Source organism: Aeromonas sp. AE23HZ002T15 (assembly GCF_054165525.2).
On the sequence record NZ_CM201342.1, the window covers coordinates 2,908,461 to 2,930,829 of the forward strand.

The following is a 22,369-nucleotide window of genomic DNA, read 5'->3' on the forward strand; positions in this document are numbered from 1 at the left end:
CTTCTGTTCCTCCGAAATGGTGGAGGTATTGTGGCGAGGGGCGACTCGGGACGGTAGGGGGGAGGCGGTGGCGGCTCGAACCCTGGTTCGGATTTGGCGCAAGGGGTTCGAACTTTGGTTCTAGGCTGGCGTCGAGTCTTTCAAAGAGCCAGCGCCTGTCCCTTGGGCTTGAAAACAAAACGCCGCCCGAGGGCGGCGTTTTGGATCATGGCAGCGCCTTCTCCTGGGGCGGTGCCACCGCCTTATCGCTGGCGGGGTGTTCATCCTCCTTGATCCAGGCATCCAGCAGGGTGTAGCCCACCGCCAGCACCACGGGACCGATGAAGAGGCCGATGATCCCCATGGCTAGCAGGCCGCCGATGACCCCGACCAGGATCAGGATCAGCGGCAAGTCGGCGCCGCGCTTGATAAGGAAGGGGCGCAGGAAGTTGTCCATGGTGCCCGCCAGCAGGGACCAGACCAGCAGGAAGGTGCCCCAGGTGGTGTCGCCGCTCCAGTAGAGGTAGCCGACGCTGGCCAGCAGCACGGGGAAGGGACCGATCTGGGCCACGATCAGCAGGAACATCAGCACCACCAGCACCATGGTGTAGGGGATGCCAGCGATGAGCAGACCGAGCCCCGCCACGGAGGACTGCACCAGAGCTGTGACCACCACCCCCATGGCGACGGCGCGGATCGCCTGTGAAGCGAGCACTGTGGCGTTGTCACCACGTTGTCCCGCCAGCCGGTGGGCGAAGCGGCGAATGCCGTCGGCCGCCTTCTCCCCCGAGTGGTAGAGCAGGCCGCAGATGGCCACGGTCAGCATGAAGTGGACGAACAGCAGGCCGAGATTGCCCGCCTGGGCTGCCAGCCAGCGGGCGGTCTGGCCGAAATAGGGGGCCAGCTTGGCAAACAGCACCTGACCACCGCTCGCCAGGATCTGCTGCCAGAACTCGAACAGCTTGTCGCCGACCACGGGGACCTGTTGCAGCCAGAGCAGTTCCGGGGGCGGCGAGTGGCTCAGCTGGGTGCCGAGCTCGATCAGCATGGGGGCCTTCTCCGCTACGTTGGCCAGGGTCATGAACAGGGGAATGACGAACATCAGCAGCAAGATGCTGCTCATCAGCAGGGCGGCCAGGGCGCGTTTGCCCCACAGCAGGCGCTGGGCCATCTGCATCAGCGGCCAGGTGGCTATGGTGATCATGGTGGCCCACACCAGGGCGGGCAGGAAGGGGCGCAGCACCATGAAGCACGAGATGATGAGCAGGCTGAGGAACAGCACCCCCAGGGTGATCTTGGCCAAATCCACTTTTTTCATAGCTATCGCATTCCCTTTAATGAGGGGTTGGGCCCCGATGCGTGGAGCCGGGGTTGATGAAACGCAGTGACCACCAGAGGCCGGCACTCAGCCAGAGCCCCAGGCCACCGAGGAGCACGCCTTGCCCTATCAGGATCAGCAGGGAGCTGCTGGTGAGCAGGGGCAGGGCGAGCAACAGGCCGCCGATGCCCAGGCTGACCGACAGGGCCAGCAGGGCCGCACCTGGGGCGGGCACAGGGTGTCGTTCGAGTGGGAACAGAGTACCCGATACCAGGCCAAGGGTGAACATGGCCAACGCCCCCAGGGCGCTGGATTGGCTGAGCCAGGCTCCCAGCAGGCTGACGAGGATCAGGGCCGCCCAGGAGCCGCGGTTGTCCGCCAGGGCGAAGAGAGGTTTGCGCAGGGCCAGCACCAGGGTGCCGAGCCCCAGGCCCGCCACCACGTCCGAGATGAAGTGTACCCCGAGCCAGACCCGGGCCAGCCCCGCCAGACACGCCAGCATCAGGGCGAGCGTGATCCCTTGCCAGGCCCGGATCCCGGGTAGCGAGCAGAGCAGCAGGCCCCAGCACAGCAAGGCGGAGGCGGTGTGACCGCTCGGCATGCCGAAGCCCTGGGCGCTCTGCCCCGCGAGCCTGGGATCGAGATGGAAGGGTCTGGGCCAGCCCAGCCCCTCCTTGGCGAGCTGCACCAGCAGGGTGAGCAGCACCATGGCAAACAGCATACGGTACAACCTGGGCCAGCCGAGCAGGGGCAGGAGCAGCAGGGCCACCCCGAGCTGGACGGGGGCCGTGCCGAGCAGGTTGCCGGCCAGGGGCCAGAGGGCGTTCGGCCCAATCCAGCCTTGCAGGCGCTGGATCAGGGGCAGCTCGGCCCTGTGCAATGGGCTGGCGTCCTCGCTGAAATCGGCCCGCCACTGGACCGGACTCTCGGCCACCTCGCCGAGCCTGGGGGTCAGCCAGTCGAGCTGCGCCGGGAAGCGGCGCTCTCCATCGGGCAGCAAGGCAGGTTCGATCAGCCTGGCATTGAGGATCTCGCCGCCGAGGTTCGGCGCCCGCAGTATGGAGACAAAGCCCGAGCCTCGCTGGGCCTGGATGGGGGTTAGGGTCTGGCAGGCGAACAGCTTAGCCCGTTGCCAACGCCCCAGCTCGGCGGTGATGCGACCCTGCCGCCCCGTCTCCTCATGGAGTTCCCGCAGGGCCGCCTGCCCGGCGCTCTCCCCCGCGTCTATGTAGCCGCCGCTCAGGCTGTAGCGGCCGGAGATCCTGTCTTGCACTAGCAGCAGTTGTTGCTGGTGGCGGATCACGCAGGCGGCTGCGCCGGGGGCCGTTTGATCGGCCTGGACGGTGAGCAGGGGTGACAGCAACAGAAACAGGAAAAAGCAGGCGCGGATCATGGTGGGTCCGTGAAGGCTGATGAATGGGGCAAGGGTCACAGAAATCAGCGACTTGGGCAATGGTTTACCGACACATCCCTGTCGCAACTGACGCAGCGTCGGCCCAATCTGGGCCACAAGGATTGCCGTTGGCGGAGGCAGTCCCTAGTATTGGCGGCTATTGTTCCTTTCACGCAACTCATCTTGGGGCTTTCCATGAGACAGTTTGGCTTTTTCCTCGGGGTCGCCATCGGCGTCATCTTGATACTGTTCGGCAGCATCGTCATCTTCCAGGCCTTGCCCGCCGCGCTGGACGTGCTGGAGATGCCGAGCCGCATCCCCTTCGTGCGCGAGGTGTACACCTGGCTGATGACCAGTGCCAACGGCCTCACCAACCAGCTGGAACAGAACTTCCTGGAGGCCTTCCAGACAGTCCTCAAGCTGATACTGCTCATCACATTCATGTGGGTCTGCGTCAAGCTGGTGAACATGGGGGTCTTGATCATCCGGGCCGGGGTCGACCTTATCCGCACCGCCATCGAGCACAGCGAAGACAAGGTGGCCAAGTCCTCCGAGCAGGATCGCCACCTCTAAGGTTTCACTGCCTAAACGCAGATAAAAAACAGGCCACCCCAGGGTGGCCTGTTTGCATGGTGGGATATGCCATCCGATATCAGTTGAGCAGTTTTTCCAGCTCGGCCTCGGCATCCGCCCTGGCCTGGTCCCCTTGTCCGACTGCCTGGGCCTCCAGCTTGGCCGCTTCTGCCTTCACGGTCGCGGTCGCGCCGCTCACCGCCTGCTTGGCGGTGTCGGTGACGGCCTTGGCCGCCTGCTGCTGGGTGCTGACGGCGGCGCTGCTCGCGGCCTGCTTGGCAGTATCGGCGACGGCCTTGGTCGCCTGCTGCTGGGTGCTGACGGCGGCGTTGCTCGCGGCTTGTTTGGCTGTGTCGGCAATGGCCTTGCTGGCCTGCTGTTGAGTACTGGCGGCGGCACTGCTCACCGCCTGCTTGGCGGTGTCGGTAACGGCCTTGGTCACCTGCTGCTGAGTGCTGGAGGCGGCGCCGCTCACCGCCTGCTTGGCGCTATCGGTGACGGCCTTGGTCGCCTGTTGCTGGGTGCTGACGGCGGCACTGCTCACCGCCCGCTTGGCGGAGTCTGTCACCGCCTGGTTGGCCTGCTGCAGGGTGCCGGTGACACCCTTGTTCACCTGCTGCGTCGCCGCCTCGGTGGCGCTGCCGACCGCCTGTTTGGCTGAGCCCGTGATGGCCTGGGTCGCGCTCTGCTGCATGGCGCCCACCATGTTGCCGAGCAGGGAGCCGCCGGATCCCGTCATGGCCTTGCCGACCCCGCCGAGGGCGGTGGCGGTCGGGCTGCCGCTCTGCCAGCCCTGCATGGCACTCGGCCAGCTCGGGGTGGCGGCGGTCAGGTTCTCACCGAACACCTGGGTCGCACCGTCTCCTTTTTGCAGCATGACGGAGAGCTGGTTGGTGTCGGCGTTCCACACCATGCCCGCCTGCTTGGCGATGTCCGGCACGGGGGCATAGCGGGAGACCACGTAGAACAGCGGCCCCTCCTGTTGCAGCTCGTTGGCGGTCTTGAGCAACTGCATGGTGGTGTCGTAGTTGGGGCCCAGCATGGCAGTCATGCGGTCCTTGATGAGGGGCTGCTCGAACAGATTCGCCTCGTTCGGGTCGAAACCGACCAGGGGTTTGAGCAGGGCCCACATCAGCTGGCTGGTGGGGCTCATCAGCAGGAGGGGGGCAACGCAGGCTGACAACATCAGGCTCAGGCAGGCAGCCTTGAGCAACGGCATGATACGCATCGACAACATATCCAAGTAATTATTTGATTAATAAGGTAATATGTTGTCCTATCCCGACAACATCACCTGAACTGGCTCGCCTGCTTGATGGGTGTAGCCGGCGGGCGCTGGCAGGCTATCATATTGCCCCCGGAATGCCAGATGAGCCGTCACTTTTTGGTCAAGTGGGCGACGGCTATGGTCGCCTCTATGGATCGGGCTCTTTCATCACAGGTTCCTTGCCATGATTAAATTCGTCTTCTCTCTGCTTGCCCTGGTGGGGGCCACCAGCGCCCTGGGGGATCCAACCAAGGTGCAGACACCTTCTCGCCACTCGGTGGGCACGGATCTGGTGCTGCCGCTCGGATCGCTGCCGGAGCGGGTCTGCTGGTATCAGGATCAGAAGTTCTCCCTGGGGGCCCGCATCCAGCAGGGGGATATCTGGCTGGAGTGCGGCCCGCAGAATCCGCAGGAGAGCAATGGCCCTCTGGCCTGGCGTGAGCCTCAGTTGTATCAGCCTGCCGCCGAAGGTAGCTCCAACCGGGAGACGATCACCGTGGGTCAGTGAGCCTTTTCTTGATCCAGCTACAGACATGGACGTGATCTCTATCGCATAATGCGGCACTTTCTTCTCTCGGCTGGGATCTAAGCAAATGGCTCGTCGCTCTTCCAATATGCAACGTCGTCGCAGTAGCTGGTGGTACAAACGCCTGTTGGTACGGGAACGGGCAGAGCGCGAAGCGCGTTCCGTTCGGGATTGATGATTAAATAAATACGGGGCCTAAGGGCCCCGTATTTACATGTTTCCAGGAACATGAAAGGAGGCCGATTGGCCTCCTTTTTTATTTGCTATCAGTGGCTTAGCACTGCAGGGCGGCGAGAGCCAGCTCGACCCGCTTGGCGTATTCAGGATCCGCCTGCTCGAAGTGCCTGAGCTGGGCCTGGACGATGGCGTCGTCCTCCACGTTGACCAGCGAACGTGCCAGGTTGGCGGCGAGGCGCGCACGCTGACCCTCGTCCATGATGCGGAACAGGTTGCCAGGCTGGCTGTAGTAGTCGTCATCGTAGTCGCGGAAGTCGTAGTGCAGGGCCGCCCCCTCCAGGCTCAGGGCCGGCTCCTGCTGGCCGCTCGGGGTCTGGGTGCCGAAGCGGTTCGGCTGGTAGTTCGGGCTGGCGCCACCGTTGCCGTCCGCTCGCATGGCGCCGTCGCGGTGGGCGCCGCTGAACGGGCAGCGGGGGGCGTTGACCGGCAGCAGACCGTGGTTGACCCCGAGGCGGTAGCGCTGGGTGTCACCGTAGGAGAAGAGCCGCCCCTGCAGCATGCGATCCGGCGAGAAGCCGATGCCGGGCACCACGTTGGCCGGGGTGAAGGCGGCCTGCTCCACGTGGGCGAAGTAGTTGTCCGGGTTCTTGTTGAGCTCCAGCACCCCGACCGGGATGAGGGGGTAGTCCTTGTGGGGCCACACCTTGGTGAGATCGAAGGGGTGGATCTCGTAATCGTGGGCCTCGGCCTCCGGCATCACCTGCACATAGACTTTCCAGCGCGGGAAGTCCCCCCGCTCGATGGCGTTGAACAGATCCGCCTGGCTGCTCTCCCGATCCTGACCGACCACGGCGGCGGCCTCTTCGTCGGTGTAGAAGCTGTGGCCCTGCTCGGTCTTGAAGTGGAACTTGACCCAGAAGCGCTCATTCGCGTCGTTGATGAAGCTGAAGGTGTGGCTGCCGTAGCCGTTCATCTCCCTCAGGCTCCTGGGGATGCCGCGATCGCTGAACAAGGTGGTGATCTGGTGCAGGGATTCCGGGTGGCGGGACCAGAAGTCCCAGGCGGCGGTGGCGCTGCGCAGGTTGGTGCGGGGATCCCGCTTCTGGGTGTGGATGAAGTCCGGGAACTTGAGCGGATCGCGGATGAAGAAGACGGGGGTGTTGTTGCCCACCAGATCCCAGTTGCCCTGCTCGGTGTAGAACTTCAGGGCGAAGCCGCGCACGTCGCGCTCCGCATCGGCGGCCCCCTTCTCACCGGCGACGGTGGAAAAGCGCAGGAATACGGGAGTCTGCTTGCCGACGGCGTTGAACAAGTCCGCCTTGCTGAACCGGCTGATGTCGTGGGTCACGGTGAAGGTGCCGTAGGCGCCCGAGCCCTTGGCGTGCACCACCCGCTCCGGGATGCGCTCGCGGTCGAAGTGGGCGAGTTTTTCCATCAACCAGATGTCTTGCATCAGTACGGGGCCGCGGGGACCGGCGGTCAGGCTGTTGTTGTTGTCGACGACGGGGGCGCCGTTGGCGCTGTGCAGGGTCTTGTCGGTCATGGGGCATCTCCTTGTGATGATGGAGTCACGATACGGCAAGGGGCGCGAGCGGGGCCAATCGGCCATGCCTAAGTGTTTGATAGATGAGCCGAATGGAGTTGGCGACGGACACAAAGGGCGCTATGTTGGACGGATATTCATACCGCAGGGAGGAGAGAGGATGGTTGAAATCAGGATCCGCCAGGCGGAGGCCGGCGATGCCCAGGGGCTGCGGGATCTCTATGCCATGCCCAGAGCCCAGGCGGGCACCCTGCAGATGCCCTATCCGACCCTGGCCATGTGGCAGCAACGGCTGGCGGAGCGCAGCGGCTACGGCCTGGTGGCCATGGTGGATGAGCTGCTGGTGGGGGATCTCAGGCTCTGGCTGGAGGCCAATCCGCGACGCCGCCATGTGGCGTCCTTTGGCATGGGGGTGCGGGACGACTGGGCCGGCCGCGGCGTGGGCTCGGCCCTGCTGGGGGCGGCGGTGGATCTCGCGGACAACTGGCTCAACCTGCAGCGCCTCGAGTTGACGGTCTACAGCGACAACGCGGCCGCTATCGCGCTCTACCGCAAGCATGGCTTCGTGGAAGAGGGTTGCTCCCCCGCCTACGCGTTTCGCGAGGGGCGTTTCGTCGATGCCCTGCATATGGGGCGAGTGCGTCTGCCGTGAGTGCTATGAGAGTGAGACTGTCATGATCGACTACCGTGCCCGCCTGCGGCCCGCCATCCGGGCCCTGGAGCAGGATCCCGAGCTGAGCCTGAACGAGGTGGCGGCGCTGGCCTGCCTCTCCTGCTACCACTTCCACCGGGTCTTTACCGCCGTGACCGGCGAGTCCCCCGGCGAGATGCAGCGCAGGCTGCGGCTGGAGCGGGCTTGTGCCGCCCTGCGCTACGGCAAGGCACCGGTCACCAGCGTGGCGCTGGCGGCGGGCTTTGCCAGCTCCCAGGCCTTCGCCAAGGCGTTTCGCAAGCAGTTCGCCATGACCCCGGGGGAGGTGCGTCGCCACCCGGAGCGGCTGCCAAACAGCAAGATTGGACACCAGGAGCGCAAGGATGGACACGCCTTCTCTTTGAGTGACGGGCATGCTGAGGGGGTGTCAAACGAGAGGAGTTTCAGGATGAAAACCGAACAGATGAGTGCCCGTACCCTGGCCTATATTCGCGTCACCGGTCCCTACGGGGAGGGCTATGATCCCGTCTGCCAGCGGCTCTATCAGTGGGCGGCGGCACGCGGGCTGGCGGAGGGGGAGTGGATCTTCATCTACCACGACAACCCTGAGGTGACGGCGCCGGCCCTGTGTCGCACCGATATCGGGGTGACGGTGCCGGCGGGCACGGCGGTCTCGGGGGAGGTGGAATCCCAGCTGATCCCTGCCGGCCGCTATGCCCAGTCCCGCTATGTGATCACGGACAGAAGCCAGTACGGACCCCTGTGGCAGGAGCACGTCGGCGAAATCGTGGCGGCCGGGCTGGCCTTCGGCGACGGCCCCTGCTTCGAGCTCTATCACAGCGTGAGCAGCGATCCCCTGCGGGACGACGTGAGCTTCTGTTCCAGCGTCAAGGCCTGATGGTCAGGGCGATGGCTTCAAGCCAAGAAAGCAGTGAATACATGGGATAAAGACAAGAGGAGCCATTAATGGCTCCTCTTTGCATCCGGGCTCACGAACCCATTTCGGCATGGTCGGCCAGGGCACTGTAGTCATCCGGACGCCTGCGTGGAGTCAGGACTGGCTGGGCAGCTTGTCCCGACGGGACTTCCACCACCAGCGCAGGCGGATCTGGGAGATGAGCATCCCCGCCAGCATCAGGCTGCAGCCGACCACGGCCCGCTCGTCCAGGGATTCGCCGAGCAGCAGCACGCCGCCGACGGCGGCAAACACCGTCTCCAGGCTGAGGATGATGGCGGCATGGGCCGGGTGAGCGCCGCGCTGACCCACCACCTGCAGGGTGTAGCCGATGCCGACCGACACCAGACCGGCGTAGAGCAGGGCCTGCCAGCCCGCGAGGGCGCCGCCGAGTGTAGGCGTCTCGATGACGAAGGCGGTGATGAGGCTCAGCAGGCCGCACACCAGGAACTGCACCCCGGCGAGACGGATCGGCGCGACCCGGTTGGAGTAGTGATCCAGCACCAGCAGGTGGATGGCCCAGAACAGGGCGCCGACCACCTGCAGCAGGTCCCCGTAGCCCATGGTGAAGTCGTCGGTCACGCTGAGATAGTAGAGCCCGGCCATGGCGATGAGGCCGCCGACCCAGGTGTTGGCCCCCGTCTTGTGGCGCAGCAAGAGGCCGATGACGGGCACCAAAATGATGTAGAGGCCCGTGATGAAACCCGCCTTGGCGGCCGTGGTGTAGAGCAGCCCCACCTGCTGCAGGGAGGCGGCGCTGAACAGCACTGTGCCGGCGAGCAGACCGCCGATGAGCAGCAGGCGGCGATCGCCTGACGATGATCCGGATGGCGCGCTGGGCTGCCGTGATTTCAACCACCACAGCAGGGGCAGCAGGGAGAGGGCGCCGAGCAGGAAGCGCAGACCGTTGAAGGTGAAGGGCCCCATGTGATCCATCCCCAGGCGCTGGGCCACGAAGCCCAGTCCCCAGATGGCGGCGGCCATCAATAACATCATGTTCGAACGCATACAGATCCATCCCTGAGACAGTGACAACGGGGCCAGCCCTGGCCCCTGTCACCACGATACCCGTGTACGGGGGGGCTTGTCGCGGGATTTGCGATCCCGGCAGGGGCGCCGCGGGCCAGTCGCTGGCCCGCCTGCCCGCCATGGGGACAAGGGGGGAGCAGCCGCGGAGTGACGTGCAGGATGCCGTCATCGCTGGCTGGGTCGGGATGCCTGCGGATCAGTCGTTGGCGAGCTTGGCCAGCACGGGGATCAGGGCCAGCAACAGCAGGTTGGCTCTGAGGATCCAGATCACCCAGAACTGCTGCTGGGTGGAGACGATGGGGGCCCGCCCCTGGCGCAGGGAGCGGCGCCAGCGGTGGAACAGCCGGCTGGGGTAGCCGAAGCTGATGGCCATGACGAAGAAGAGCAGCAGCTTGGTGCGATAGCCGGGGTTGGCGAGCAGGGCGGAGGGGGTCATGGGATGGGCGAGCACCTGCAGCACGCCGGTGATGAAGATGAGCAGCAGCGCCAGGGCTGCCAGGTTGTCGGCGAGCAGCAGCTTGCGCACCTGCTCGATGGACATGCCGCGCCGAAACAGGAAATAGACGGAGGTGACGGCCCCGGTGAGGGTGATCACGGCGCAATAATGGAGCGCCATCAGCAGATCCGGGTTCAACATCTGAGCCTGTTCCTTCCCATTGAGCTCATCGCAAGCTTCCTCTTGGTGCCATCTGGCAGGGCTGATATTCTGACATCAGATCGCATCGGACGGTAGCGGGGGCCCGGATTGGCCAAGGGTGACAAGCGGATTGTGACCACGGAGAATTGGTCTCTGGTTGCCAGGATGCGACTGGGGCTTGTCCTGCTTTTCCTGCCGGTGCTGATGCTGGGCAGTATCTACTATCTGCACATGGAACGCAGCCTGCAAAATGATTTGCGCCAGCGCCTGCTCGCCACCAATCAACAACTCCAGCACGGCTTCATCGAACCCTATCTCAACGAGCTTGAACGGGAATTCGGCCTGATCTACGAAGGTGTCAGGGTCGAGGACTTCAGCGGCCCCGACGTGCTGCACGGCGAGCGCTACCTGCAGGAGTGGGCCCTCTACAAGCAGATGATGGCGGACCTCATCTACGTCTACGTGGGTACCGCCAGCCGCAAGATCCTGATCTACCCAGACTGGCAGGCGGACGCCAATTTTGACCCCAGGGTGCGCCCCTGGTATCAGCTGGCCAGCCAGCAGGTGGGCAAGACGGTCTGGACCGAGCCCTACTACGACTACAGCAACGGCAACCTGGTGATCGCCCTGGCCCGCGCCCTGACCGACCAAAGCGGCGAGGTGAAGGGGGTGGTGGCCATCGATGTGGTGCTGGCTCCCTTCTCCGCCCAGCTCAACAAGCAGCCGGATGCCGGCTATCAGATGATCATCAACCAGTCCGGCAAGGTGCTGGCCTACCCGGATGCCAGCCAGCTGATGAAGGCCATGCCCCACCCCAGTTGGCTCTCCCGCTTCCAGCAGAACGAGGGCATCTTCCTGGACGAGGAGTCCCAGCAGTTCGTGGCCTATCGCCGCCTGCCCCACTGGAACTGGGTGCTGATCAGCGTGCAGCCGGCGGCCAGCTTCCAGGCCGTGGTGACCCGGGCTTCTCTCAACGTGCTGGGGGTGGTGGTGCTGGCCAGCGTGCTCTATGCGCTGCTGGCGCTGTTCTGGTCCCGCAATTTCAGGCGCATGCTGAACGAGATCTCCGCCATGATCCGGGCCAGTCGGCTGCGGCCGGACGGGGTGCCTCAGGGGGGAATGCGAGAGCTCAGGCGTGTCTATGCCGAGCTGGCTGAGGTGAGCAAGGATTATCACGAGGTGCGCCAGCAGGCCAACATGGACAAGCTCACCGGCCTCTACAACCGGCGCTTCTTCGACGAGCGACTGCACCATCTGCTGGCGGAGCAGCAGCCCTTCTGCCTGGCCATGCTGGATCTGGACAACTTCAAGGGGGTCAACGACACCTATGGCCACCAGACCGGGGACGTGGTGCTCAGGCGGGTGGGCAAGCTGGGGGCCCAGCTGCTGGGGGACCATGGCTGGGTCTGCCGTTATGGCGGCGAGGAGCTGACCGTGTTGTTGATAAACCCGGACACCGGCTTCTGCCAGATGCTGCTCGAACAGTTTCGCATCGGCGTGGCCTCCCTCGAGTGGCGGGAGCCCGGGCTCAAGATCACCTTCAGCGGCGGGCTGGTGGCGAGCACACCGGGTCTGGATGCCAAGGCGCTGATGACCATAGTCGATATGGAGGTCTATCGGGCCAAGCGGGATGGCAAGAATCGCCTCTACCTCGGCAAGCCCATGGAGACCGCCTCCTTGGCGCTGCCCTGACGGGGAGGCCACAGCAAAAGAGCCCGGACGGGCTCTTTTCGATCAGACCGCCAGCTGCCAGTGCAACAGGGGCCAGTGCAGCTCCTCGGCGACCTGGCGCAGGCCGGGGGCCGGGTTGACCGCGTGGGGATGGGCCACCGCCCGCAGCAGCGGCAGATCGTTGTGGGAGTCGCTGTAGCCGTGGCTCTCCCGCCAGACATGAGCTTCCCCGCCAAACAGCTGATTGACGCGAGCCACCTTGCCCTCCCGAAAACTCAGGGTGCCCCGGGTCTGGCCGGTGAGCCTGCCCTCCTCCTCATCCAGCAGGATGGCGACACAGTGATCCATCCCCAGCATGCGGGCCATGGGGGCCACCAGATGCTCGCCGGAGGCGGAGATGAGCACCAGGACGTCGCCCCGTTGTCGATGCCACTCGATGCGGGCCAGTCCCTCCGGATAGAGGCGCTGGCGCAGGGTCTGCTCGGCGAAGTGCTGGCACAGGGTATCGAGCCAGGCCCTGGGCTTGCCCGCCAGGGGTTGCAGGGTGAAGGCCATGTACTGGTGCATGTCCATCTTGCCCTGATGGTAGAGGGACATCATGGCCTGCTCCTCGGCCACCATGGTGGCCGGGGCCAGCTCCTCGGCCACCATGTACTCCAGCCAGAGGCTGGCGGAGTCTCCGGCGATCAGGGTCTCGTCCAAATCAAACAGTGCCAGTGCCATGTCAGCTCCTTGCAATGGGTGCCGCCACCTGAGTGTCGGATGAAAAAAGAATAGGATTCATGGCCTTATGCTACCTCACTCAGCTGATCCCGGGCTACCGCCAGGGTGACCCCGGTGCCCACCGGCAGCAGTTCCCGGGCCGAGCGGTTGAGGGCATCCACCGTCAGCAGGCCCGCCGCGCACTCCACCTGGTAGCGGATGACGTTGCCGAGCAACTGTTGCTGGCGAATGATGCCGGGCAGGCTGGGATCCAGGCATGAGCTCCCGGCCGGCAACAGGCTGATGGCCTCGGGGCGCAGGGCCAGCCGGCCGTGGTGACCAGCCCCCAGCAGCGTGACGGCCTGTTCGGGTGCCAGCAGGTTGTAGTTGCCGATAAAGCTTGCCACGAAGGCGCTGGCGGGCTGGGTATAGATCTGCTCCGGGCTGCCGCTCTGCACTATCCGCCCCCTGTCCATCAGGAAGACCCGATCCGACAGGGTCAGCGCCTCCTCCTGATCATGGGTCACAAACAAGGTGGTCAGTTCGAGGCGCTGCTGGATCTCGCGGATCTGCTGGCGCAAGCTGCGGCGGATGCGGGCATCGAGCGCCGACAAGGGTTCGTCCAGCAACAGGATACGCGGTCGCACCACCAAGGCGCGGGCCAGAGCCACTCGCTGGCGCTGACCGCCGGAGAGCTCGCTCGGGTAGCGCTTCGCGAGCTCCGCGAGCTCCACCAGTTCGAGGGCTTCCCGCACGCTGGCGGCCAGCTCACGTCCCGGCTGGGGCTTCATCTTCAGGCCGAAGGCGACGTTGTCCCACACCGTCATGTTCGGGAACAGGGCATAGCTCTGGAACACCATGCCGATGCCCCGTTGCTGGGGAGCCTGAAAGGTGATCTCCTCCCCCATGACCCGGATCTGACCGCCATCCACCTGAGTCAGCCCGGCCAGGGCCCGCAGCAGGGTGGACTTGCCACAGCCGGAGGGGCCGAGCAGGGTCACCAGCTCCCCCTTGCGGATGCCGAATTCTATCCCCTCGAACACCCGGGTCTCGCCGTATGACTTGTGTAACTGATTGACTTCTAAATGAAACATGGCTTGTCACCGATGGAATCTGTTGGCCGCCCAGGTGAGCAGCAGGGTCAGCAGGAAGTAGCTCATCACCAGGGCGCTGGTGAAGTGGCCCGAGGTGGCGCGCATGTTGTAGAGGTAGACCTGCAGGGTCTCGTAACGGGTGCCCACCAGCATGTTGGCAAACACGAACTCGCCGAGCAGGAAGGAGAGCGAGAGAAACAGCGCCGCCAGCAGCCCCTTGCGCAGGCAGGGGATCACCACCAGCAGGAAGGCGCGGCCGCTGCTGGCGCCGAGCAGGTGGGCGGCGTCCATCAGATCCTTGAGCGGCACCCCCTGCAGACTGTTGGCCAGCGCCCGGTACATGAAGGGCAGCACCACGGTGAACCAAGTGCCCACCAGGATCCACGGCGTGCCGATGAGGGGCAATGGGCCGTCCGCGTAGATCTGCAACAGCCCCACCGAGGAGACCACGGGCGGCACCGCGAAGGGCAGCAGGATCAGCAGATTCATCCAGGGATCCAGCCTGGGGAAGTAGTAGGCCACCACCAGCACGGTGGGCACCAGCACGAGCGTCCCCAGCAGCAGGGTCGCGAAGCAGACCAGCAGGCTGCGGCCAAACGCCGCCAGGAAGCGGGGATCCCCCCAGAGCTTGAGATACCAGTCGAGGGTGAAGCCGTCCGGCAGCAGGGTGGCCCCCCAGCGGGTGGAGATGGAGTAGAGGAAGGTGGCGAGCAATGGCAGCAGCAGGGTCGCCACCAGCGCCCCCAGCACCCATCTGGGCCAGCGCGGCGTCAAATCATGCATGGGATTGCCCCTTGTTCACATAGCTCTTCTTCAGCAGCCACTGGTTGGCGGCCGTGACCACCCCCAGCAGCACCATCAGGATCACCGCCAGCGCCGCCGCCAGGTTCGGCTCGAGGAAGATGTCGCCGGAGACCAGGCTGGCCACTCTGATGGTCACCAGGTTGAAGTTGCCGGTGGTGAGGGCGTAGGCGGAGGCATAGGCCCCCACCGCGTTGGCAAACAGGATGATCAGGGTGCCGAGCAGGGCAGGGGTGAGCACCGGCAGCGCCACGTGCCACACATATTGGCGCTTGCTGGCGCCGAGCAGTGCGGCGGCCTGCGGCCAGTCATCCTGCAGGGCATCGAAGGCCGGGTAGAGCAACAAGAGGGCCAGCGGGATCTGGAAGTAGGTGTAGATGAGGATGAGGCCGCTGCCCGAGTAGAGGTTGAAGCCGTCGATGAGGCCCCAGGATTTCAGCAGCAGGGTCACAGCGCCATTGATGCCGAGAATGATGATGAAGGCGAACGCCAGCGGCACCCCGCTGAAGTTACCTGTCATGGTGACAAAGGCCAGCAGCACGCGCTTGACCCCCTCGCCGCTGTGACGCAGGGCGGCCGCCCCCAGGGTGCCGATGGTGAGCCCCGCCAGGCTACTGATGCCGGCGATGCGCAGCGAGTTGCCAAAGGATTGCAGGTAGAAGGGGGAGCTCAGTATCTCCCGGTAATACCCCAGGCCCCAGCCGTCCGGGGTCTGCAGGCTGCCCACCAGCACCCACACCATGGGGGCGAGCTGGAACAGCATCATCAAGAGAATGAACGGCAGCAGCACCAGGGCGGGCAGCCAGTGACTGCGGACGCGGCCTAGGCGTGCGCCTTGTGCTGTCAGGGTATCAGTGGCGGCGGGCATGATCAGTGCACCTCCCGCTGGTGGCTGGCCTTGAGCAGCTGGGGGCCGCTCGGCTTGTCGTGGGGCACGCCGAGCAGGTCCGCCATCAGGGCGCAGAGCTGGGTCTGTTGCAGCTTATGTTGCTGATCGAAGCCCGCCGGCCACTGGGCCACGAAGGCCTCCCCAAACAGCCAGAGCGGCACCTGGCGCTCTTCAGGCAGGGTGCCGCCGTGGCTGCGATCCTCGTTCATGCCGTGATCCGAGGTGATCAGCACCTGATACCCCTCGCCGCGCCACTGGGGCAGCAGGTCGGCCAGCAGGCTGTCCATGCGCCTCGCCTGGTTACGGTACTGGGGAGAATCGAGGCCAAATCGGTGGCCCGCGTCGTCCACCCCCATGGGATGGATCAGCAGGAAGTCGGGGTCGTACTGGGTGCGCAACCACTCGCCGTCCAGCAGCAGGTGGCTGTCGGGGTAGGCGTCGTCCCAGTAGAAGCAGCCATGCTGGATCGGTAGTTGTTCGTCATGGGTGAAGCGATCCCGAAGAGGTTGCCAGGGGCTCTGGTTGTAGAGCTCGCTGACCCAGTGATAGGCCGCGGCTGCCGTGGTCTTACCCGCGGCGCGGGCGAGATGGAAGATGGAGTCGTGCTGGCTGAGGCGGCTGACGCCGTTGTGACCTATGCCGCTCGCCACGGGCGGCACGCCGGTCAGTATGCATTCGTAGAGTGGCCGGGAGAGGGAGGGCAGGGCGCAGGTCAGGGTCGTGTAGAGACCGCGCTCCGCCTCCACCATGCCAGCGAGGTAGCCCATGCAGTGGGCTACCTCGGCAGACAGGCCATCCACAAGTACCACTATCACCTTGTGTTGCACAGGCTGTCCTTACTGCATGTTGATCATGACGGTTTCTTGCCACTGGCGCGGCAGGGCCTTGGAGCTCTGCTCCCAGGCGGCGTGATCCTGCACCGGCTTGGCGTTGGCGTATTGCTCCGCCGGCAGCAGCTTGGCCTTGACGTCATCCGGCAGTGTCACGTTGTCGCGGATGGGGCGGGCATAGCCACGGGCCAGGTTGATTTGACCGGCGTCAGAGAGGATGTATTCCCGCGCCAGCTTGGCGGCGTTGGGGTTCTTGGCCCACTTGTTGATGATGGTGGTGTAGCCGGCGATGACGGAGCCATCGCTCGGGATCACCACGGCGAACTTGTTGGGGTCGATCTGATCGCGGTAGTTGAGGGCGTTGAAGTCCCACAGCACCCCCACTTCCACCTCGCCCTTCTCGATGTTGGCTATGGTGGGGTCGTTCAGCGACAGGCGGCCCTGCTTGGCCAGCTTGCCGAACAGCTCCAGCGCTGGCTTGAGATCCTTCTCGCTGCCGCCGGTGGCATAGGCCGCCGCCAGCACGCCGTTGTTGGCCTGGGAGGCGACACCCACGTCACCCAGGGTCACCTTGTAGTCACCGCCGAGCAGGGACTGCCAGCTGGTGGGAGCGGCCTTGACCAGATCCTTGTTGATCAGGAAGGCGATGGTGCCGGTATAGGCCAGCATCCAGTGGCCATCCGCGTCCTTGGCCCAGTTCGGAATGTCCGCCCAGGTGGAGGGCTTGTAGGGCTGGGTGACCCCCTGCTTGACCGCGACCGGACCGAAGGCGCCGCCCACGTCGCCGATGTCGGCGGTGGCATTGGCCTTCTCGGCGGCGAACTTGGCGATCTCCTGGGCCGAGCTCATGTCGGTATCTTGGTGCTTGATGCCATAGACGCTGCCGATCTGCTGCCAGGTGTCCTTCCAGTTCGCCCAGCTGTCGGGCATGCCGATGCTGTTGAGCTGGCCTTCGCCGCGGGCGGCTTTCTCCAGATCCGCGATATTGTCGGCCGCGAACAGTGGCTGACTGATGGCCGCCATGGCCAGTGCACTTGCGATCAAGGTTTTCATCATCCCATCCCTCTGGACTAGGTCAGTTAAGGTTCGAGAAGGATGCTAGAGCGCAAATATGACGGTGGCGGGGCGTTACCATGGCAGTTTGATGACAGATGAGGCTTGTTAGTCCTCGCAGGGTTGAGCCGCTTCAAGGTGTGGAGAAGGCGGTGGCGGGCAGGTATCTGGATATCTACTTGAGACCCGGTCAGCCTGTCACCTGGTTGTCATCCTGCCGGGGTACAACTCTGGGCCAAGGGTGGCTGGTCTATGCCAGCCCAATGACCGACAGGGATGAGACAGTGAGAGAGCCGCGATTGAGCGAGCAGCTAAGGGCCTATGGCCGCAGCCCTTCCAAGAGTGAACAGATTTGCCAGATCCTGCGCCGCTACATCGGCAGCGGCCAGCTGGGTGCGGGGCAACAGCTGCCCGCCGAGCGGGCCCTGAGCGAGCGCTTCGCCACCACCCGCATCACCGTCAAGGAGGCGCTTTCGAGCCTGGAAGCAGACGGCCTCATCTACCGGGCCGAGCGCCGTGGCTGGTTCGTGGCACCCCCGAGGCTCACCTATGATCCAGCCATCCACACCCACTTCCACCAGTGGATCGGCGAGCAGCGGCGGGTGGCCGAGACCCGGGTGTTGGCCCACGGTGGCGCCCTGGCCAGCAGCGAGCTGTGCCACTGGATGGGGCTGGCTCCCTTCACGCCGCTCTACGAGATCCGCCGCCAGCGGCTGATCGACGGCCGGCCCGTGCTGCACGTCAGCCACCACCTGCTGGCGAGCCGCTTCCCCGATATCGCCAGCGCCCCCCTGACGAGCTCCCTCACCGAGCTTTACCTGCAGCGCTATGGCATAGGCCAGGGCGGGGCCAGCCTCGAGATCACTCCCTCGGCGGCGCGGGGGGCCATCGCCCGTGCCCTCAACCTGGCAGAGGGAAGTGCCGTGCTGCGGCTGGTGCGGGTCAATTACGACGAGATGGGCGCTCTGGTGGATTGCGATGTCGAGCACTGGCGGCCGGATGCCATCCGGATCTGCCTGGATACCCGGGCCCTGGTGCCGCCACCGGACATGAGCAGGACTCAGTTGACAGAGCGCTCGGGAGCTGTGGGAGGGTGAGGAGGGAAAGAAGGGAGCAGTATCGGCGAGCTTATTTATCGAGGGCCTGGCCCATGCCAGCGTGAAAGAAGGATCCTGCCACCGGTGGCAGGATCCTGATCCGAAGGGGGATCTCGGCGGATCAGTTGTCGATATTGGGGATCAGGTCGTCGAAGCTCTGGTAGCCGCAGTCGGCGAGCTGCAGGGACATGGTGTAGGTCTTGCTGTCCTCCCGCTGGCCGATGGCGGGGCGGTTCAGCTTGAGCTCCTGATGCCAGTACTCCTTCATGCGATCGATCAGGGCCATGGCCTCGCTCTCGTTCAGGTGCAACTGACACAGAGCCATGTAGTTGTTGGACTTGTGCATGTTCTCCACCAGATAGTCCCCCAGCACCGACATGGCCTGGCGCGCCTGCTGGCGGGCGAAACGGCTGTGCTGCTCGAAGCTGATGCGCTCGCTGATGAGGAAGTGGTAGCTGTTGTCGATGCCGAGCTGCAGTATGCCGAGCCGCTCCAGTTTGCGCAGGTAGAGGTAGCAGGAGGCATCGGTGAGGCCGTAATCCCGTTTCAAATCCACCAGGGCCTTGTCGCGCCAGAAGATGTTGGCGAGGAAGGCGTAGAGGCCGGGCTCCTTGTGGAACGCCTCGTCCTGCTCCTGAGTGAAGACGGCGCGTCGGCTCTGGGCGTCCTGGGTCTTGTCCAGCAGCTCCTCGAACGACAGGCCCACCAGGTGGCAGATCTCCAGCAGGGTATCGAACGGCAGGGAGGGCTTGTTCATCATCCGCTTGATGGTGGCGATGGAGACGCCCATGGCCTCCGCCAGGGTCTGGTAGCGGATCCCCTTGTCGGTGAGCGTCTTCTTCAGGGTGTCGAGAATGTGATTGGCCAGGGTCTGGCTATAGGTCATGCAACTATTCCTTTATCTGCATTTTTAGTCGTGTCAGAAAGTGAGAGTTTTTATGGTTTCGGGCTCAGAAATTGACACCTTGAAAAACCAGAGGAAATAAACCCGGCGAGAACGGCTGAAATGGACTGACCAGTGAGGCAGCAAGGTGGCAGATTATGACACTCTACGGCGCATATCCTTCAACCTTCCAACATTTTGCTGGTGATGCATATTACATCGCACATAATTCAACACGAATCGGATTCATGACCTTCCTGGTTGAGAAAACGATTGTTTGCTTCCAATTTAAGGGTTTTTTAAACCGTAAGGTTTTTATTCTTTCCTGGCATTGAGCGGAGCTCGCAAGAGATCCGCTTTTTCTTTTCTCCGAATCTGAGCCCGCCGTCAAGAAAGAGGCGCATCTTTCGTCTCTTTCCCTCCGTTCACCACCATTTCGGTACTCAATCGATTCAGCTTTGTTCCTCCTTGCAGGGAAACAGCTTGGGGATCTCCCGCACCAGCCAGCTCTTGGCCTTGCCCATGGTATCCCGCCGCCAGGCCAGGGCGACCTGGACCTGATGACGGTACTCGGGCCCTATCACCTTGAGTCTGCCCGCCTTGATGTCTTCTGCTATCCAGCTCATCGGCATGGTGCCTATCCCTATCCCTGCCAGCAGGGCATCGCGCTTCTCGGCCATGGTGCTGACGGTGAGGCGTGGCTGTTTGTCGAGCAGCCGGTAGGTGAGCACGGGCTTACGCAGGGCGGAATCGGCGATGGCGATGGCGCGATAACGGCGCAGGGTATCGTCCGCCAGGGGTTCCGCCTCCTGGTGCAAGGGGTGATCCGGGTGAGCCACGTAGAGCATCACCTCCTCTTGCAGTATCTGGTGTTTGATGCCGGTCAGCATGATGTCGGGGTTGAGGGTGGCGATGAGCAGATCGGCGCGGCCATCCTCCAGGCTCTCCCAACTGCCCGCCAGCACCTCGGCCCGCAGCCGCAATCGGGTGTCGGTGAGCTCGGCGAGGCGCTCCACCAGTGGATAGAACAGCTGCAGCGGCACCAGGGCGTCGACGGCTATGGTGATGTCTGTCTCCCAGCCACGGGCCAGGGCCCGGGTCTCCCCCACCAGGTGTTCGGCCGCCTCCAGCAGCACCCGGCCCCGCTCCAGCAGCATGCGCCCGGCCGGGGTGAACTTGGTGCGATGGCCGCTGCGATCGAACAGCATGGCGTCCAGCTCGTCCTCCAGCTTCTGCACCGTGTAGCTCAGGGCGGACGGCACCTTACCCAGCTCATCGGCGGCGGCGGCGAAGCTGCCGCGGCGATCGATGGCGTCCAGCACCCGGATGGCTTCCAGGGTCAGCGCCCGTTCCTTGTTCGTCTCCTTGGCCATATCTAACCTTCAATTTTTTTGAATATGTTTGCCAGATTATCTCGCTAACAACTTAGGGCAACTCACCCTAATATTCAACCATCGCTTCGGCAGGAGAGCCAGGCGGCCAAATAATCGGTAGTTCAGGGCCGTGACACCCCAAGGGGTGAAGTCTGATGTCGGTGAAAGAACAACACCATATTTGAATGACCTCTTGCATGGATGCATTGATTCGGGCCAGTCGGCCTTGGCAATGACATATAAAACAAGAGAGTGAATGAACATGAAAAACGTAATCAAGATGCTGGCCGTTGCAGGCCTGATGACCGCCGGTGTAGCCCAGGCTTCCGTTCCCGCTGACTTCAGCGCCGCGCCGGGTGTGCTGTTCGTGAACTGGCAGGCGAGCGCCGCCATCGATGGCAAGTCCAACCCCATGCTGGAGGTCCGTGACGAAGCCGGTGATGTGTTGGCCACTGTCCATGCGAACCTGACCGGCACCCAGATCGTGAAGATCCCGAGCCGCACCCAGGGCAACCTGACGGTCAGCATGGGTAACGAGAGCAGCAATTACCGCATCCCCTTCGGTCTGGGTGACGGTCGCCAGCGTTAATCCACTGCCTTGGTACATGAGGAGCACACCATGATGAAATTGAGAGCCGCAGCAGAACGAGGTCATGCCAACTTTGGCTGGCTGGATGCCCGTCACAGCTTCTCGTTCGGTCACTACTACGACCCGGACTGGATGGGCCACTCTGTCCTGCGGGTCATCAATCAGGATCGGGTGTCGCCGGGTGGCGGCTTTGCCACCCACCCTCATGCCAACATGGAGATCCTGACCTGCGTGCTGAGCGGCACCATAGAGCACAGGGACAGCCTCGGCCACGCCGAGCAGATCCCGGCGGGGGATTTCCAGCTGATGAGCGCAGGCTCCGGCATCCGTCACAGCGAGTACAACCCCTCGCAGACCGAGCCGCTCTCCCTGTTGCAGATCTGGATCGAGCCGAATGAATTCGGCACAGAACCGGGTTATCAGCAGAAGAAGATTGAAACCCAGCCCGGTCTGACCCTGGTCGCATCGCCGGATGGAGAGGACGGATCCTTCAGGATCCGCCAGCAGGCAAAGGTATGGCGGCTGCAACTGGCCCAAGGGGAGACCCTCGAATGGGCATTGCAAGGACGTCACGGTTACCTGCATATGATTTCAGGGGAGCTGACTGGCAACGGTCTGGCTGCCCACCCCGGCGATGGCCTGCTCAGCCGTGATGAGCAGAGCTGGTCGCTGGTGGCCTCACAGAGTTGTGAAGCCCTGCTGTTTGATCTGCCGTGATATATAAATCTCGGCGAAATGAATGAGTTAGAAATTCGGTCTTACACTATTAACGTACGATGGGTAATCAAAGGAATCTGGAGATGGACAAAATGAGAGACGTGGCACTGCTGGTGGGTCGTGTGTTGCTGGCGCTGATGTTCGTGGTGGCTGGCTGGGGCAAGATCGGCGGTTATGCCGGTACCCAGGGTTATATGGAAGCCATGGGTGTGCCCGGTGCCATCTTGCCGCTGGTTATCCTGCTGGAGCTGGGTGGTGGCCTCGCCATCGTGCTGGGTCTGTTCACCCGTAGCATCTCTGTGCTGCTGGCGGGCTTCACCCTGATGGCCGCCTTCATCTTCCACTATCAGCCTGCCGAGCAGATGCAGATGCTGATGTTCATGAAGAACGTCTCCGTGGCCGGTGGTTTCCTGGCCCTGGCGGCGGCCGGAGCAGGGGCCTTCAGCCTGGATGCCCGCCTCGGCAAGAACTGGTAATGCCCCGATAGACAATGTTTTCCAACGCCTTTGGCCGGTGCAACGCACCGGCCTTTTTATTGCCCGCGATTCACAGTCTCGCCGGTGAGAACTGTGATCGCGCCCGGCTTCGCGACGACAAGCGTCTTTTGCATCTTCCCCGCCA

23 protein-coding genes are annotated in these 22,369 nt (G+C 63.7%); 9 read left to right on the forward strand and 14 right to left on the reverse strand.

The window, feature by feature from the left end:
• Nucleotides 1-205: 205 nt before the first annotated feature.
• Together ydiK and ACT5M9_RS13540 are read right to left on the reverse strand one after the other, a co-directional pair.
• Complete coding sequence (gene ydiK / locus ACT5M9_RS13535) at nt 206-1,303, reverse strand: AI-2E family transporter YdiK (RefSeq protein ID WP_457983099.1); 1,098 nt, start codon at nt 1,301-1,303, stop codon at nt 206-208.
• A 10-nt stretch (nt 1,304-1,313) separates the two neighbouring features.
• Entirely contained in the window at nt 1,314-2,690 is a 1,377-nt protein-coding gene (locus tag ACT5M9_RS13540; protein WP_457983046.1) for a bifunctional NUDIX hydrolase/phosphatase PAP2 family protein, read from the reverse strand.
• A gap of 195 nt (nt 2,691-2,885) precedes the next feature.
• Between ACT5M9_RS13540 and ACT5M9_RS13545 the strand changes: the two genes are divergently transcribed.
• Nucleotides 2,886-3,263: a hypothetical protein gene (locus ACT5M9_RS13545; RefSeq protein WP_457983047.1), complete on the forward strand. Its 378-nt coding sequence runs from the start codon at nt 2,886-2,888 to the stop codon at nt 3,261-3,263.
• Nucleotides 3,264-3,342: 79 nt separating this feature from the next.
• Here the strand turns inward: ACT5M9_RS13545 and ACT5M9_RS13550 are convergent, their stop codons facing one another.
• On the reverse strand, nt 3,343-4,491 hold the full coding sequence (locus tag ACT5M9_RS13550; protein ID WP_457983048.1) for a hypothetical protein: 1,149 nt from the start codon (nt 4,489-4,491) through the stop codon (nt 3,343-3,345).
• A 223-nt stretch (nt 4,492-4,714) separates the two neighbouring features.
• Between ACT5M9_RS13550 and ACT5M9_RS13555 the strand changes: the two genes are divergently transcribed.
• Nucleotides 4,715-5,038, forward strand: a complete 324-nt coding sequence (locus ACT5M9_RS13555) for a YnjH family protein (protein ID WP_457983049.1) — start codon at nt 4,715-4,717, stop codon at nt 5,036-5,038.
• Nucleotides 5,039-5,330: 292 nt separating this feature from the next.
• Here ACT5M9_RS13555 and ACT5M9_RS13560 read toward each other — a convergent pair whose 3' ends face one another.
• Complete coding sequence (locus tag ACT5M9_RS13560; protein ID WP_457983050.1) at nt 5,331-6,776, reverse strand: catalase; 1,446 nt, start codon at nt 6,774-6,776, stop codon at nt 5,331-5,333.
• 160 nt (nt 6,777-6,936) lie between these two features.
• Here ACT5M9_RS13560 and ACT5M9_RS13565 point away from each other — a divergent pair, with 160 nt between their 5' ends.
• Entirely contained in the window at nt 6,937-7,428 is a 492-nt protein-coding gene (locus ACT5M9_RS13565; protein WP_457983051.1) for a GNAT family N-acetyltransferase, read from the forward strand.
• Between the two features lie 22 nt (nt 7,429-7,450).
• The gene (locus tag ACT5M9_RS13570; RefSeq protein ID WP_457983053.1) at nt 7,451-8,326 is read left to right on the forward strand and encodes an AraC family transcriptional regulator; all 876 of its coding nucleotides are present in this window, start codon (nt 7,451-7,453) and stop codon (nt 8,324-8,326) included.
• Between the two features lie 153 nt (nt 8,327-8,479).
• Here ACT5M9_RS13570 and ACT5M9_RS13575 read toward each other — a convergent pair whose 3' ends face one another.
• Together ACT5M9_RS13575 and ACT5M9_RS13580 are read right to left on the reverse strand one after the other, a co-directional pair.
• Nucleotides 8,480-9,391 carry a DMT family transporter gene (locus tag ACT5M9_RS13575; protein WP_457983055.1) on the reverse strand — a complete coding sequence of 304 codons (912 nt, stop codon included), beginning with the start codon at nt 9,389-9,391 and terminating at the stop codon, nt 8,480-8,482.
• A 217-nt stretch (nt 9,392-9,608) separates the two neighbouring features.
• On the reverse strand, nt 9,609-10,049 hold the full coding sequence (locus ACT5M9_RS13580; RefSeq protein ID WP_438549053.1) for a DUF2214 family protein: 441 nt from the start codon (nt 10,047-10,049) through the stop codon (nt 9,609-9,611).
• Nucleotides 10,050-10,214: 165 nt separating this feature from the next.
• Between ACT5M9_RS13580 and ACT5M9_RS13585 the strand changes: the two genes are divergently transcribed.
• A complete protein-coding gene (locus ACT5M9_RS13585) occupies nt 10,215-11,741 on the forward strand; it encodes a sensor domain-containing diguanylate cyclase (protein ID WP_457983057.1) in 1,527 nt (508 codons plus the stop codon).
• A gap of 42 nt (nt 11,742-11,783) precedes the next feature.
• Here the strand turns inward: ACT5M9_RS13585 and ACT5M9_RS13590 are convergent, their stop codons facing one another.
• The 6 genes from ACT5M9_RS13590 to ACT5M9_RS13615 form a co-directional block, all read right to left on the reverse strand.
• Nucleotides 11,784-12,443: an HAD family hydrolase gene (locus ACT5M9_RS13590; RefSeq protein WP_438549055.1), complete on the reverse strand. Its 660-nt coding sequence runs from the start codon at nt 12,441-12,443 to the stop codon at nt 11,784-11,786.
• Between the two features lie 65 nt (nt 12,444-12,508).
• A complete protein-coding gene (locus tag ACT5M9_RS13595) occupies nt 12,509-13,516 on the reverse strand; it encodes an ABC transporter ATP-binding protein (protein ID WP_457983058.1) in 1,008 nt (335 codons plus the stop codon).
• A gap of 6 nt (nt 13,517-13,522) precedes the next feature.
• Nucleotides 13,523-14,299, reverse strand: coding sequence for an ABC transporter permease (locus ACT5M9_RS13600; protein ID WP_457983060.1), 777 nt, complete (start codon nt 14,297-14,299; stop codon nt 13,523-13,525).
• On the reverse strand, nt 14,292-15,188 hold the full coding sequence (locus tag ACT5M9_RS13605) for an ABC transporter permease (RefSeq protein WP_457983100.1): 897 nt from the start codon (nt 15,186-15,188) through the stop codon (nt 14,292-14,294). Before ACT5M9_RS13605 ends, ACT5M9_RS13600 begins: the two co-directional genes overlap by 8 nt.
• The gene (locus ACT5M9_RS13610) at nt 15,188-16,033 is read right to left on the reverse strand and encodes an alkaline phosphatase family protein (protein ID WP_457983061.1); all 846 of its coding nucleotides are present in this window, start codon (nt 16,031-16,033) and stop codon (nt 15,188-15,190) included. The genes ACT5M9_RS13605 and ACT5M9_RS13610 overlap by 1 nt, the downstream gene beginning before the upstream one ends.
• 9 nt (nt 16,034-16,042) lie before the next feature.
• Complete coding sequence (locus ACT5M9_RS13615) at nt 16,043-17,089, reverse strand: ABC transporter substrate-binding protein (protein ID WP_457983063.1); 1,047 nt, start codon at nt 17,087-17,089, stop codon at nt 16,043-16,045.
• A 263-nt stretch (nt 17,090-17,352) separates the two neighbouring features.
• Between ACT5M9_RS13615 and ACT5M9_RS13620 the strand changes: the two genes are divergently transcribed.
• Nucleotides 17,353-18,186, forward strand: coding sequence for a UTRA domain-containing protein (locus ACT5M9_RS13620; protein WP_457983064.1), 834 nt, complete (start codon nt 17,353-17,355; stop codon nt 18,184-18,186).
• Between the two features lie 121 nt (nt 18,187-18,307).
• On the opposite strand, the gene ACT5M9_RS13625 is transcribed toward ACT5M9_RS13620, so the two are convergent.
• Together ACT5M9_RS13625 and ACT5M9_RS13630 are read right to left on the reverse strand one after the other, a co-directional pair.
• Nucleotides 18,308-19,072 (reverse strand): helix-turn-helix domain-containing protein, encoded by a 765-nt coding sequence (locus ACT5M9_RS13625; protein ID WP_438549062.1) that lies wholly within the window; start codon nt 19,070-19,072, stop codon nt 18,308-18,310.
• Between the two features lie 449 nt (nt 19,073-19,521).
• Complete coding sequence (locus ACT5M9_RS13630; RefSeq protein ID WP_438549063.1) at nt 19,522-20,442, reverse strand: LysR family transcriptional regulator; 921 nt, start codon at nt 20,440-20,442, stop codon at nt 19,522-19,524.
• 256 nt (nt 20,443-20,698) lie between these two features.
• Between ACT5M9_RS13630 and ACT5M9_RS13635 the strand changes: the two genes are divergently transcribed.
• The 3 genes from ACT5M9_RS13635 to ACT5M9_RS13645 all read left to right on the forward strand — a co-directional run bounded on the left by ACT5M9_RS13635 (nt 20,699) and on the right by ACT5M9_RS13645 (nt 22,224).
• Complete coding sequence (locus tag ACT5M9_RS13635) at nt 20,699-21,031, forward strand: hypothetical protein (protein ID WP_457983065.1); 333 nt, start codon at nt 20,699-20,701, stop codon at nt 21,029-21,031.
• A 30-nt stretch (nt 21,032-21,061) separates the two neighbouring features.
• Nucleotides 21,062-21,748, forward strand: a complete 687-nt coding sequence (locus ACT5M9_RS13640; protein WP_457983067.1) for a pirin family protein — start codon at nt 21,062-21,064, stop codon at nt 21,746-21,748.
• A gap of 83 nt (nt 21,749-21,831) precedes the next feature.
• Nucleotides 21,832-22,224 (forward strand): DoxX family protein, encoded by a 393-nt coding sequence (locus tag ACT5M9_RS13645; RefSeq protein WP_438549066.1) that lies wholly within the window; start codon nt 21,832-21,834, stop codon nt 22,222-22,224.
• The last annotated feature ends 145 nt before the right edge of the window (nt 22,225-22,369 follow it).